At 66.2% G+C, this 12978-nt stretch carries 10 protein-coding genes; 3 read left to right on the top strand and 7 right to left on the bottom strand.

From position 1 onward, the window contains the following. Nucleotides 1-16 precede the first annotated feature (16 nt). On the bottom strand, nucleotides 17-1687 hold the full coding sequence (locus CDN36_RS17655) for a GMC family oxidoreductase (RefSeq protein ID WP_287497448.1): 1671 nt from the start codon (nucleotides 1685-1687) through the stop codon (nucleotides 17-19). Nucleotides 1688-2028: 341 nt separating this feature from the next. On the opposite strand from CDN36_RS17655, the gene CDN36_RS17650 reads away from it, so the two are divergent. After that, entirely contained in the window at nucleotides 2029-2889 is an 861-nt protein-coding gene (locus CDN36_RS17650; protein WP_150553705.1) for an IclR family transcriptional regulator, read from the top strand. A 56-nt stretch (nucleotides 2890-2945) separates the two neighbouring features. Here the strand turns inward: CDN36_RS17650 and CDN36_RS17645 are convergent, their stop codons facing one another. Further along, the gene (locus tag CDN36_RS17645) at nucleotides 2946-3734 is read right to left on the bottom strand and encodes an IclR family transcriptional regulator (RefSeq protein WP_150553704.1); all 789 of its coding nucleotides are present in this window, start codon (nucleotides 3732-3734) and stop codon (nucleotides 2946-2948) included. 282 nt (nucleotides 3735-4016) lie between these two features. Between CDN36_RS17645 and CDN36_RS17640 the strand changes: the two genes are divergently transcribed. Together CDN36_RS17640 and CDN36_RS17635 are read left to right on the top strand one after the other, a co-directional pair. Continuing rightward, on the top strand, nucleotides 4017-5003 hold the full coding sequence (locus CDN36_RS17640) for an AAA family ATPase (RefSeq protein ID WP_174966227.1): 987 nt from the start codon (nucleotides 4017-4019) through the stop codon (nucleotides 5001-5003). Further along, complete coding sequence (locus CDN36_RS17635; protein ID WP_287497447.1) at nucleotides 5000-6748, top strand: cobaltochelatase CobT-related protein; 1749 nt, start codon at nucleotides 5000-5002, stop codon at nucleotides 6746-6748. Before CDN36_RS17640 ends, CDN36_RS17635 begins: the two co-directional genes overlap by 4 nt. 15 nt (nucleotides 6749-6763) lie before the next feature. Here CDN36_RS17635 and CDN36_RS17630 read toward each other — a convergent pair whose 3' ends face one another. The 5 genes from CDN36_RS17630 to CDN36_RS17610 all read right to left on the bottom strand — a co-directional run bounded on the left by CDN36_RS17630 (nucleotide 6764) and on the right by CDN36_RS17610 (nucleotide 12660). After that, on the bottom strand, nucleotides 6764-7531 hold the full coding sequence (locus CDN36_RS17630) for a sulfite exporter TauE/SafE family protein (protein ID WP_150553701.1): 768 nt from the start codon (nucleotides 7529-7531) through the stop codon (nucleotides 6764-6766). Further along, nucleotides 7528-8568: a phosphate acetyltransferase gene (gene pta / locus CDN36_RS17625; protein WP_287497446.1), complete on the bottom strand. Its 1041-nt coding sequence runs from the start codon at nucleotides 8566-8568 to the stop codon at nucleotides 7528-7530. The genes CDN36_RS17630 and pta overlap by 4 nt, the downstream gene beginning before the upstream one ends. A 76-nt stretch (nucleotides 8569-8644) precedes the next feature. Beyond that, nucleotides 8645-10477, bottom strand: coding sequence for a sulfoacetaldehyde acetyltransferase (gene xsc, locus CDN36_RS17620; RefSeq protein ID WP_174966226.1), 1833 nt, complete (start codon nucleotides 10475-10477; stop codon nucleotides 8645-8647). Between the two features lie 265 nt (nucleotides 10478-10742). Further along, on the bottom strand, nucleotides 10743-11132 hold the full coding sequence (locus tag CDN36_RS17615; RefSeq protein WP_287497445.1) for a nuclear transport factor 2 family protein: 390 nt from the start codon (nucleotides 11130-11132) through the stop codon (nucleotides 10743-10745). A 94-nt stretch (nucleotides 11133-11226) separates the two neighbouring features. Continuing rightward, on the bottom strand, nucleotides 11227-12660 hold the full coding sequence (locus tag CDN36_RS17610; protein WP_287497444.1) for an NAD(P)/FAD-dependent oxidoreductase: 1434 nt from the start codon (nucleotides 12658-12660) through the stop codon (nucleotides 11227-11229). Nucleotides 12661-12978: the final 318 nt, after the last annotated feature.

Below are 12978 nucleotides of genomic sequence, written 5' to 3'. Positions count from 1 at the left end.
GGGCTGACGTTTGCGGCTAGAGGGCTACGGCAACTTGGGCCGCCGGCGCGCTTTGCGCCTCGCTGCCTCGGACCTCCGGTATGCCCGAGCGCTGCTTTCTGTCCTCGAGAATCATGTCCGCCGCCTTCTCCGCGATCATGATGGTCGGGGCATTGGTATTGCCCGAGACGAGCTCCGGCATGATCGAGGCGTCCACCACCCGCAGGGCGGCGAGCCCGTGTACGCGCAGACGGTCGTCCACGACGGCCATGGCGTCGTGGCCCATCTTGCAGGTGCCCGCGGGGTGGTAGATCGACTGGCTGAACTGGCGTGCGGCCTGGAGCAGTTCGTCGTCGCTCCGGTAGTTCTCGCCGGGGATGAATTCGCTGACGATGTGCGGCGCGAGCGACGGCGCCGCGGCAATGCGGCGCGCGACCTTGATGCCGTCGATCACCACGCGATGGTCGCGTTCGTCGGACAGATAGTTCGCGTGCAGCGCGGGATACTGCAGCGGGTCGTTCGAGCGGATCTCCACGCTGCCGCGGCTGAACGGTCGCAATTGGCAGACCGACGACGTAAAGGCCGAGAAACGATGCGCGCCCTCACCGGGCTTGTCGGCCGACAGCGGCTGCATGTGGAACTGGATGTCCGGGCGCTCGACCTCCGGCCGCGAGCGTGTAAAGATCGCCACCTGGCTCGCGGCAAGCGTGAGCGGCCCGGTGCGGAACAGCGCGTATTGCAAGCCGATGAGCGCCTTGCGCAGCGGATGGTTGACCTCGTCGTTCAGCGTGCGCTCGCGCGTCTTGAAGACGAGCCGCACCTGCAGGTGATCCTGCAGATTTCGGCCGACGCCCGGCAGGGCGTGACGCAGCGCCACGCCGGCCTTCGCCAGCACCGTGGTCGGCCCGACGCCGGAGTTCTGCAGCAGTTGCGGCGAGCCGATGGCGCCCGCGGCCAGAATCACCTCGACGCGCGCCCGGGCCTTCCTGCGCTCGCCGTTCTGGAGGTATTCGACACCCACGGCGCGCTTGCCTTCGAACAGCACGCGGCACGTCTGCGCGTGCGTTTCCACGATCAGGTTGCGTCGCTTGCGGGCGGGTTTGAGAAAGCCCTTGGCCGTGCTCCAGCGAAAGCCCTTGAAGGCCGTCTGCTGGAAGTAGCCCACACCCTCCTGCGTCGCGCCGTTGTAGTCGGGATTGAACGGAATGCCGATGTCGCGCGCGGCGGCGATGAAGTGCTCGGCGATGGGACGGCGCAGCCGCAGGTCGGATACCTTGAGCGGCCCGCCGGTGCCGTGATACTCGTTCGCGCCGTGCTCCTGGTCTTCCGACTTGCGGAAGTACGGCAGCACGTCGTCGTAGCGCCAGCCGCGGTTGCCGAGCGCGGCCCAGCGGTCGTAGTCCTCGCGCTGCCCGCGCACGTACAGCAGGCCGTTGAGCGAACTCGAACCGCCCAGCACCTTGCCGCGCGGCCAGTCGATCCGACGATTCGCGACGTTGGCGTCCGCCTCGGTGCGGTAGCACCAGTCGAGCTGCGGATCGTGCATCGTCTTGAAGTAGCCGACCGGCACGTGAATCCACGGATTGCTATCGGGACCGCCCGCCTCGAGCAGCAGCACCCGGTTCGCCGGATCCGCGCTCAGCCGGTTGGCGAGCACGCATCCGGCCGAGCCCGCGCCCACGATCAGATAGTCGACCTCATGTTCCATACCGCCTGTCTCCTGCGTTGCGTTCGCTTCTCTGGGGTGAAACGATTCGTTTCGGAATATTTCGCTTCAATGTCGGCCAGCATCGGGCAAATGCCAAGCGAAAACGCGTATCTCGCGGGAAACTGAAACGGAATTCGCGCTAGCCGTCTCAGAAAAATGCAATTGCTGCAGCGCATCTGCGGGGTTTCACTAGGGACGTGACGGCGTGCGTCGAATGCATCGGCGCTACGCGCGCCGGGGCGGCAGCGGCGCTCCCCGGGGGTTATCCCGAGGCTGATGGCATTTAAATAATTGGTATATTTTGTTTCTTTTATTGCGTGAGTGACAGTCGAGGAGGCGCGATGCGCGAGACGGGCACGCTGGACGAACGGGATCTGCGCGCGAGCGAGGAGGCGCGAAACCTGCGGGCGCTGGCCGTCATCGAGCGGCTGGCGATGGCCGGACAGCCTTATACGCTCTCGCAGCTCGCTACGCGCCTGTCGATCCCGAAGGCCACACTCATGCGTCTGATCGAGGCGTTGGAACTGTGCGGGTACGTGTCGCACGTACCGGATTCGCGCGGCTCGGAGCGCGGACTGTCGCTGGGCCCGCGTGCGGCGCGCCTGGCGCTCGTCACACTCGCGAACAACAATTTCACGCGCGCGGCACGCTCGTTGCTGCGCACGCTGGTCGATCGCGTGGGCGAGACCGTCAACCTCACGGCGCTCGACGGCGACGAGGTGCTCTACATCGAGCGCGTGGAGACGAGCGAGCCGCTGCGCATGCAGATGCACCCGGGCATGCGTGTGCCGTTGCACTGCACCGCGAGCGGCAAGCTGTTCCTGTCGCAGATGCCGGCAGCGGAGCGTCGCGCGGTGCTCTCGCGTCTGGCGCTCAAGCGCATGACGCCGCGCACGATCACCGACGTGAGCCTGCTGGAGGCTGAGCTCGACAGGCTCGCCGCGCGCGGCATCGGCATCGACAACGAAGAGTTCGTGCGCGGCATGGTCGCCGTTGGCGTGCCGGTGCGCTCGCTCGACGACGGCCACGTGCGCGCGGTGCTCGCCGTGCACGGGCCGACGGCGCGCGTCACGCTCGAACAGTTGGTCGGATTGGTGCCGACGCTGCGCGAGACGGCAGCGGCGCTCGCGCCGTTGCTCGACTGGGAGCGCTCGAGCAAGCTCGAGGCGCTGGCGAAGAAGGCGGAGGCGGAGCGGGCCTAGGAAAGCCGGCTCGGTGCATCGGAAAGATCCGTAGCCGGCGCAAGCGGATCAAACACTCAAAACGTTTTCGCGAGTTCCTTGGCGGCTTCCTGCAGGCGCGGCACGAACTCCATCGCCTTGGAGAGCGACGTTCGCGAGACCGGGGCATGGACGGCCACCGCCGCGATGCACTGGCCGTCGTCCTTGAGCACGGGCGCCGCCACGCAGGCGATGCCGAGCACGAACTCCTCGTTATCGACGGCTATGCCCTTGTGCGCTATGCGATCGAGCTCGCTCTCGAGCAGTTCGGGATCGGTCAGCGTATTGGGGGTGAAGCGCTGGAGCTTCATCGCGCGCAGCAGTGCGGCGCGTTGCTCGCGCGGCATCATCGCAAGCAGCAGCTTGCCGCTCGCGCTGCTGTGCGCCGGCACGTGGGAGCCCGGCTTCAGGTCCAGGCGCAGCGGCCACGGCGCTTCCATGCGATCGAGATAGAGCACCTCGGTTTCATGGAGCATCGTGAGGTTGCACGTCTCGCCGAGATCGGCGACGAGCCGGCCCAGAATCGCATGCCGCATGCGGCGCGCGCCGGCCTGCATCATCACGCCCAGGCTCAGTTGCGCCAGGCGCGGGCCGATCACGTAGGCGTTCTTCTGGCCCGGCTCGCGTATCACCAGCCCGCCGGCTTCGAGCGAGCCGAGCATGCGATGCAGCGAGGCTTTGGGCATCTGGATGTCGTGCGCCATGTCGGCGAGCGAGACCGGGGCGTCGGCGGCGACGAGATACTCGAGCAGCGCGAAGGCGCGCAGGGTGGGCGTATCCGCCTTGTTCTCCGTGGATGCGTCGTGCTGGTTCGCTGCTTCGGTCATATGCGCCGTTCCGGAAAATGGATCAGCGGTATTGTACCCAAACGGGTTTTCGAACGACATTGGCAGGTTCCGATGCGTTTCAGTTCGCTCGAATGTAGACGAGCGGACCAACGGCCGTCAATCCGTGTTTTAATTATTCGGAACGAATTGTTTCTAAAAATGGTTAACGTTATGATGCCCTGACCGACATCAGGCCGGGCCGCGCACGCCTGTGCACACGCGCAAGGCTGCCCGCCCCCGCCGCACCGCCGCACCGCCGCACATCGATAGGAGAAGCACGTGATGGAGACCGCAATTCAACAGCCGGACCACCTGGTCGACGCCCGCACCGTTTTCGGGATCGATACCGATCTGCAGGTGCCGGCGTTCCGCGAGCGCGACGATCACGTGCCCGAGATCGATACGGCATACCGCTTCAATCCCGACGTGACGCTGGCCATTCTGGCCGGTTTCATGCGCAACCGCCGCGTGATGGTGCAGGGCATGCACGGCACCGGAAAATCCACTCACATCGAGCAGGTCGCGGCGCGGTTGAACTGGCCGTGCGTGCGCGTGAATCTCGACGGCCATATCAGCCGGCTCGACCTCGTGGGCAAGGACGCCATCGTCGTGCGCGACGGGCACCAGATCACCGAATTCCAGGAGGGCATCGTGCCGTGGGCGCTGCAGCGTCCGGTGGCGCTCATCTTCGACGAGTACGACGCGGGACGTCCCGACGTCATGTTCGTGATTCAGCGCATTCTGGAGCGCGACGGCAAGTTCACGCTGCTCGACCAGAATCGTGTGATCCATCCGCACCCGGCCTTTCGCATGTTCGCCACCACGAACACCGTTGGCCTGGGCAACCTGAATGGTCTTTATCACGGCACGCAGGTGCTCAATCACGCCCAGATCGACCGCTGGAACGTGGTGGCGACACTCAACTATCTCTCGCGCGAAGACGAAGCCGGCATCGTGCTCGCGCGCGTGCCCGAACTCGACGACGAGGCCGGGCGCGCGCTCGTCGACTCGATGCTCAGCGTGGCGGAACTCACGCGCAAGGGGTTCGCCACCGGCGATCTGTCCACGCTGATGTCGCCGCGCACGGTGATCAACTGGGCGGAGAACGTGGGTATCTTTCGCGATGCCGGGCTCGCCTTCCGCCTCACGTTCCTGAACAAGTGCGACGAAGCCGAGCGGCCGGTCGTGGGCGAGTATTTCCAGCGCGCCTTTGGCCGCGAGCTGCCCTCGGCCGATGCTGGCCGCTCGCTGCTGGCCGATGCGTCATGACGATCACCGAGCGCGAAGCCGCCCAACGCGCCGCCCGGCGCGAGGCGCTGTGCGGTGCGAGCGTGCGTGCGATGACCGGCGACGCCGCGCTGCACTACAGCGGCGCGCGGCTGTGCCGGAACATGCGTCCTCTACCGCTGCACGCGCCGCATCTGCAGACGTTGCCCGGCCAGCCGGACGTCTCGGCCACGCTTGCCACGCTGCGCGGCGCGGCCGATGGCGCGGCGCTACGCCTGCGCCACAGCGATGCGGCGCTGCATCGCAACCTGCAGCCGGAGCCGCCGCTCGAGCGCCTGCTCTTCGAACTGCTCGAGCAACTGCGCTGCGAGACATTCGTTCCCGCCGGCATGCCGGGCGTCGCACGGAACCTGCGCGAGCGCTTCGAGGCGTGGTCGCGCGCCATGCATGCCACGGGCGTGGCCGACAGCCATGTCGGCCTGCTGCTCTACACCGTGGCGCAGATGAGCTGGTCGCGACTGACGGGCTACCCCGTCATCGAAGATACCGAAGGGCTCATCGAAGCCACGCGCATGGCGATCGCGCCGCGCATCGGCGGCGCCCTCGCGGGCATGCGGCGCGCGAGGGCGGACCAGCGGGCCTTCGCGGCGCACGCGCGTGAGCTGACCGCCGAAATTGCCGGCCTGATCCGGGCGGCCGGCGCCGGGCGTGCCGACGACGCCGAAAAGGACGACGAGGAACGCAAGGGCGTGCGCAACGCGTTCTCGCTGTTTCTCGACTTCGACGAAAACGAGGAGGACGGCATCACGCTTGCCCACTCCGGCGACAGCCGGGTGCTCAAGGCGTCCGAGCAAGGCTATCGCGTTTTCACGAACCGCTACGACCGCGAACTGTATGCGGGCACGCTCGTGCGCCGCGCGCTGCTCGCGGAATTGCGCGAACGGCTCGACGAGCGGATCGTCTCGCAGGCCATCAACGTGCCGCGTCTGGCGCGCGCGCTCAAGGCGGCGCTGGCCGTGCCGCAGCGCGATGGCTGGTCGTTCGGCGAAGAGCAGGGGCGTATCGACGGCAGACGTCTCGCGCAACTGGTCAGCTCGCCTGCGGAGCGGCGGCTGTTCCGGCTGGAGAAGCACACGCTGATTGCCGAATCGATGGTGAGCTTTCTCATCGACTGTTCCGGCTCGATGAAGGCGCAGATCGAGTCGGTGGCCATGATCGTCGACGTGCTCGCCCGGGCGCTCGACGCGGCTGGCGTGACCAACGAGATTCTCGGCTTCACGACCGGCGCATGGAACGGCGGACGCGCTCGCGCCGACTGGCTCGCCCGCGGCAAGCCGCCGTTCCCCGGGCGCCTGAACGAAGTCTCGCACCTCGTCTTCAAGGACGCGGTGACGAGCTGGCGGCGCGCGCGCACCGATATCGCGTCGCTGTTCAAGGCGGATCTCTTTCGGGAGGGCGTGGACGGCGAGGCGGTCGACTGGGCGTGCGAGCGCTTGCGCTCGCGCGTGGCGAACCGGCGTGTGCTGATCGTGATCTCGGACGGCAGTCCCATGGACGCCGCCACCAATCAGGTCAACGACGAGCACTATCTCGACCACCATCTGCGCGAAGTCGTGGCGCAGCAGCACGCGCGCGGCGACGTGGAGGTGCTCGGTCTGGGCGTCGGGCTGGACCTGAGCCCGTATTACCGGAATTCGCTCGCGCTGGATCTGACGTCCGCGCCCGACATGACGATGTTTGCCCGACTCGTCGAATGGATCGGCAGCGGCGGACGTCGTGGCCAGTAGCCTTGCGCCGGGCGCTCAGACCATCTCCAGCACGGCGCTTGCCATCAAGTGCACGCCGAGCAGGATCAGCGTGAGGAAGGCGAGGCGGCGCGTCGTCGTGCCGGAGAGCGGAGGCGGGTGGCGCCGTGCGAACAGCGTCGCGAAGGTCACGACCGGCAGTGCGGCCGCCGCTTGCCACCACATTGCCGGCGACAACTGACCCGCTGCGGCGCTGTAAGCCGTGCGGACCAGCGCCGTGACCGCGAACAGCAGAATCAACGCGCAACGAATCTGGACCAGCGTGAGCGGCTGCCGATAGAAATAGAAGATGAGCGGCGGCCCCGAAATGCCGAACATGCCGCTTAGCAAGCCGCCGAAGATTCCGCTGAAAAAGAAGCCCATGTCGCTCGCACGCTCGGGTTTTGGCGCGGGCCGGAGCGCCGAGCCGATGCCGCCATAGAGGATGACGGCGCCCAGCAACAGATGCAGCACGTTCGATGCCGCGCCATTCAGGTAGTCGAACAGCAGCACGCCGACGACCACCGAGGGAAGGATGCCGAGCGTGGCGGCGCGCACCGCGCGCCAGTCGATGTGATGCCAGGTGCCGGGTAGCGCCAGCGCGCTGTTCACGAGCGTGACGAGACTCACGAGGATGGCGACGCTCGCGACCGGCGCGAGCCCGAAGCCGCTTGCGCCGCCGAGCACGATCATGCCGAGCCCGAAGCCGGTGACCGTCTGAAAGTACGTGGCAAAGCCGAGCAGCGCCATCAACGGCAGCGAGGCCAGGACTGCGTGCCACGTCATGGCTGGATCGCGAGCGGCGACGTCCCCGTCAGTTTGGCGCGCGCGGCCTGCGCCTGCACGCAGGTCACGCCGATCACGTAATAGATGTCGTCGGCGCTGCAGCCGCGCGACAGGTCGTTGGCGGGACGATTCAGGCCCTGCAACAGCGGTCCGATCGCCTTCGCGCCGCCGATGCGCTCGGCCAGCTTGTAGCCGATGTTGCCGGCATCGAGATTGGGGAAAATCAGCGTGTTGGCGTGTCCTTCGACTTGCGAATGCACGACCTTGCGCTGTGCGATCTCCGCGACGATGGCCGCGTCGAGCTGCACATCGCCGTCGATGGCCAGCCGCGGTCGGGCCGTCTTCACCAGGCGTGTCGCTTCCACTACCTTGTCGACCGCGGCGTGCCGGGCGCTGCCGCTCGTCGAAAACGAGAGCATGGCCACGCGCGGCGGCTCCATGAGCAGCGCGCTTGCGCTGTCGGCCGCGGCCAGTGCGATCTGCGCGAGCTGAGTGGCGTCGGGGTCAACGACGAGCGCGCAGTCGGAGAAGATCAGCCCGCCCTTCATGGTGTGGAACGGCTCGCAGAGCATCATCAGGAAGAAGCTCGAGACCAGCTTGAACGACGGCTGCACGCCAATGATCTGGATGGCCATGCGCACGACGTCGGCCGTCGTGTTGACGGCGCCGGCCACGGAGCCGTCCGCGTGCCCGAGCCGCACCATCATGTTGGCGAAGCCGAGCGGGGCGTGCATTTCCTCGGCGGCCTGCGCGCGCGTCATGCCCTTTTTCGAACGCATGCCGAACCACGTCTCGGCGAACGCGTCGGTCATGGGCGACGTGGCCGGATCGACGAGCTCCATGCCGCTCAGATCGATTCGCGCAGCCTGCGCGGCGCGCTGCGTGCGGGCGATGTCGCCTACCAGCACGATGCGGGCGATGCCCTCGCGCGTGGCCCGTGCGGCGGCCGAGAGGATCCGCTCGTCTTCCGACTCGCACAGCACGATGCGCATCGGTGCGCGGCGCGCGGTATCGATGATGCGATTGATGGCTTTCATGATGTCGAAAAAATAAAAAAGCGCCCCCGGCACCCACAGAGCCGGGAGCGCTGTAACACGGCTTACCTCGATCGCGTCAGACGTAGTCCTTGTACTTGTCGAGCAGGCGGACCGGCTTCGACAGCGCGTCGCGGCGGAACGGGTCGCCGAGCTCGCGGGTACACATGATTTCGATGATCGTCGTCTTGCCGTGATTCATCTGCAGATCGACGGCCTTCTTGAGCGCCGGGCCGACATCTTCCAGACGGTCGACCACGATGCCCTCGGCGCCCATCGCCTTCGCGATGCCGGCAAAGCTCGGGCTGTCGAGTTCGCCCGCCACGAAGCGGCGGTTGTAGAAGTCCACCTGGTTCTTCTTCTCGGCGCCCCACTGGCGGTTGTGGAAGACCACCGCCGTGACCGGAATGTTGTGGCGCACGCAGGTGAGCGTTTCCATGAGGCTCATGCCCCAGGCGCCGTCGCCGGCATACGAGATCGCCGGACGGTGCGGTGCGGCCACCTTGGCGCCGATGATCGTCGGGAACGCATAGCCGCAGTTGCCCCAGCTCATCGCCGCGAAGAAGCTGCGCGGCTTGTTGAAGCGCAGATAGCTGTTGGCCACCGAGTTGATGTTGCCGATGTCGGTCGACACCATCACGTCTTCCGGCATGGCCTTCTCCAGCTCGCGCAGGACCTGGCGCGGATGCAGATAGTGGCCGCCGTTGAACGTCTTCTCGTGTTTCTGCTCTTCGATCATGTCGAGGCTGTACGGATCGCGCTCGTGGGTCCACTCGTCGAGTTCCTTCTCCCACGCGGCCTTCTCCGTGGCGATCTGGTCGGCGCGCGCGGCGCGCGTGGCGTCGCAAGCGAGCGTGCGCCCGGCCAGACGCTGCGTGATCGCGATCGCGGCGGCCTTCGCGTCGCCGCAGATACCGACCGAAATCTTCTTCACGAGGCCCAGCATCTTGTGATCGGCGTCGATCTGGATGATCTTGGCGTTTTTCGGCCAGTAGTCCATGCCGTGCTGCGGCAGCGTGCCGAACGGCCCGAGGCGCGAGCCGAGCGCGACGACCACGTCCGCCTGCGCGAGCAGCTTCATGGCCGCCTTCGACCCCTGGTAGCCGAGCGGGCCGCACCACAGCGGATGGTTCGCCGGGAACGAGTCGTTGTGCAGGTAGCTGTTGACGACCGGGGCGCCGAGGCGTTCGGCGAGTGCCTTGCACTCCTCGACGGCGTCGGCCATCACCACACCGCCGCCCGAGATGATGACCGGGAACTTGGCTTGCGCCAGCAGTTCGGCCGCTTCGTTCAGGCGCTCTTCACCGCCGGCGCCGCGGTCCAGCCGCTGCGGACGCGGAATCTCCGCCTTGATCTGGCCATAGAAGTAGTCGCGCGGAATGTTGAGCTGCGTCGGGCCCATTTCCGACATGGCGCGGTCGAAGCAGCGGCCGGTGAATTCGGCCATGCGCGCCGGGTGCGTGACGTGACCCTGATATTTCGTGAACTCCTGGAACATCGGCAACTGCTTCGCTTCCTGGAAGCCGCCCAGGCCGATGCCCATCGTGCCGGCTTCCGGCGTCACGATCACGACCGGGCTGTGCGCCCAGTAGGCCGCGGCGATGGCCGTCACGCAGTTCGAGATGCCCGGGCCGTTCTGACCGATTACGACACCGTGGCGGCCCGACACGCGAGCGTAGCCGTCGGCCATGTGTCCCGCGCCTTGCTCGTGCACGACCGGAATCAGGCGGATGCCGGCCGGCGCGAAGATGTCCATCGCATCCATGAAGGCCGAGCCCATGATGCCGAACATCTCCGTCACGCCATTGGCGACCATCGTTTCGACGAACGCTTCGGACGGCGTCATGGCTTGCGGGCCGGCGTCGGAGGCGGTCAGTTGCTGGGTGGCCGTAGCCGGATCTTTGGCATTCATGGGGTGTCTCCAGTGAAAAATAAACGGAACAAATAATTCCGATTTCGTGCGCGTAAGTGAAAATCTAGGCGATAGAATCGCCATCGTCAATCAGTATTTTTATTATCTGGTACGTTTTGTATTGAAAAATACAAATTTCGGGCGAGAAACCGATAGGCGCGCGCGACGTGTGCGCCGTCTCCAAACAAAAAACGCCCCGGCAAGCGGGGCAGGAAGCCGGGCGGGTGACGCGGACATGGTGTCGTCATGGCGCTCGCTCAGAACGTCAGAACGCCGGACGGTCCTTGCGGAAGGCGTTCTTCACTTCGATCTTGCCGTCGCGCAGCGTGAAGACGTCGACCATGCGCGCTTCCACGCGCGTGCCGTCGGCCTTCGTGCCGCGGAACGTCGACTCCGATACGGCGCGGTTGCCGCTCACGAAGTGCACGCCTTCGGTCCACGAGGCGTCGGGGAAGTTCTCCCACGCCGACTGAAACGCGGCGCGCACGGCCTCGCGGCCTTCGAAGGTGCGGCCCATCGCCTCGGGGCCGGCCACCGCGTGGAATACGCACGTGTCGGTCATGCACGCCATGAGCGCGTCGATGTCGTGACGGTTCCACGCGTCGTTGAAGGTCTCGAGCAAGCGGAGGGCGGTGGCGTCGTTCTGGGTCGTCATTGCAGATTCCTGAATTCAGATGAAACAAACAAAGCAGTCGATGCATGGAGGGCCGGGGCGTTTCCCGCGCCGGCGCCAGGGGCGCGCGAACGAATCAGGTCGCCTCGTCCTGCGCGTGATACTTGTGATAGAGGAAGCGTTGGCCGATGCGGCGGAACGGCGCGAAGCCGCGCCATTGCACGGTGCCGAACACGTTCGGGTATTGCAGCGCCGAATCGTAGATCGGCAGATCCCACGACGGGTCGCGCTGCCCCGCGATGCGCTGGGCGAGACGGCGTCCGGCATGCGCCGAGAACGACACGCCGTTGCCGCCATAGCCCACGGCGTAGAACAGGCTCTGCCGCGGATCGGGCTGCGTGACGCGCGGCATCATGTCGTGGCTCACGTCGACCCAGCCCCACCACGAGTAATCGACGCGAATGCCCCTGAGCGCCGGGAACTTGCGATGCAGCCCTTCGACGAGCACTGCCATGTGCTTCGGGTTCTGCGCGTCGGCGCCGGTAATCGAGCTGCGGCTGCCGATCTGCACGCGGTTATCGGGCAGGAGCCGGTAGTAGTAGCGCAGCGTGCGCGTATCGGTGATGACTTCACGCGTGCGGAAGTTCGTCGCGGCGAGTTCCTCCGGCGTGAGCACGCGGGTGACGAGCGAATTCGACAGGATCGGCATGATCTTCGCGCGCAACGCCTTCGTGACGTCGTTGCGCGTGTAGCCGCCCGTTGCGAACGCCACGGCTTTTGCGCGCACGACGCCGCGTGGCGTGCGCACATGATGCACGCCGTTGATCGTGTCCACGCCGAGCACCGGCGTGGACGGATGCACGCGTGCGCCGAGCGCGCGTGCCATGCGCAGATAGCCGAACGCGAGCTTGAGCGGATGCACACCGATGCCGTCGGGTTCGTGCAGCGCGCCGCAGTTCTCCTGGTCGTCGACGTACTGCTCGCTCACTTCGGCGCGTGACAGGATGCGCGCGTCGTAGCCGAACACGTCGCGCATGACCTTCGCCTCGTTGCGCAGGAATTCCATCTTGCGCTCGCGATGCGCGATGTAGAGATGGCCGCCGGGCTGCGGCTCGCATGCGGGCACTTCGGCGACGAGCGACTTGAACGTCTCGAAGCCCTCGCGGATTTCGGCGTCCAGGCGCAGCGCGGTCGCCTTGCCCCAGCGGTCGATCCACTGCGAGCGATACAGACGCCCGCTGGCGTTCTGGCCCTGCCCGCCGTTGCGGCTGGTGCAGCCCCAGCATGTGCGGTTGGCCTCGAGCACCGTCGCCTTGATGCCATGTTCGCGGGCGAGGAACAGCGCCGTCGAGAGCCCCGTGAAACCGGCGCCCACGATAACCACGTCGACGTCGGCGTCGCCGGGCAGCGGACCGTCGTCTTCCGGCGGCTCGCCCGCGGTGGCGACCCAGTACGTGGGCGCATATTCCATGCCCAGCCCGGGACCGGACGAGACTAACGGATCGTAAAGCGGATCGTATGGCGCAGCTTCGGAGCGACGATCCAGCGCGAAGGATTCAATCGTACCCACGTTAGGCTCCTGACAAAGTTGCGCTCATACTGCCAAGAACATTTTTCCGCGATTAGTACCACCGCCGCTTTGTGATGGTGCCAGTCAGAAGCGGCGCCGCAGCCGCGTTTTCGCGCGGTGTGCCGCGGCCCTCTGGCACCACAGTTTCCTGCCATGTGGCTCTAAACCCCGAGAATTTTGGCCGGGGATACTGGACCGGACCGTGCGCCTTGGTACTTCCTTATTGATCCGGCCCCTGTGAACTTGTATCAAGCTGCATAGCGAACAGGGCCGTGCTCGAAATACTTGCGAATTCGTTCGGGCTGGCGTTGCACGCTG

The sequence above is a fragment of the Pandoraea sp. CB10b_02 genome (genome assembly GCF_002216225.1).
In the GTDB taxonomy this organism is placed as follows: Bacteria; Pseudomonadota; Gammaproteobacteria; order Burkholderiales; family Burkholderiaceae; genus Pandoraea; species Pandoraea nosoerga.
This window is presented reverse-complemented; position numbering and strand designations above follow the sequence as displayed.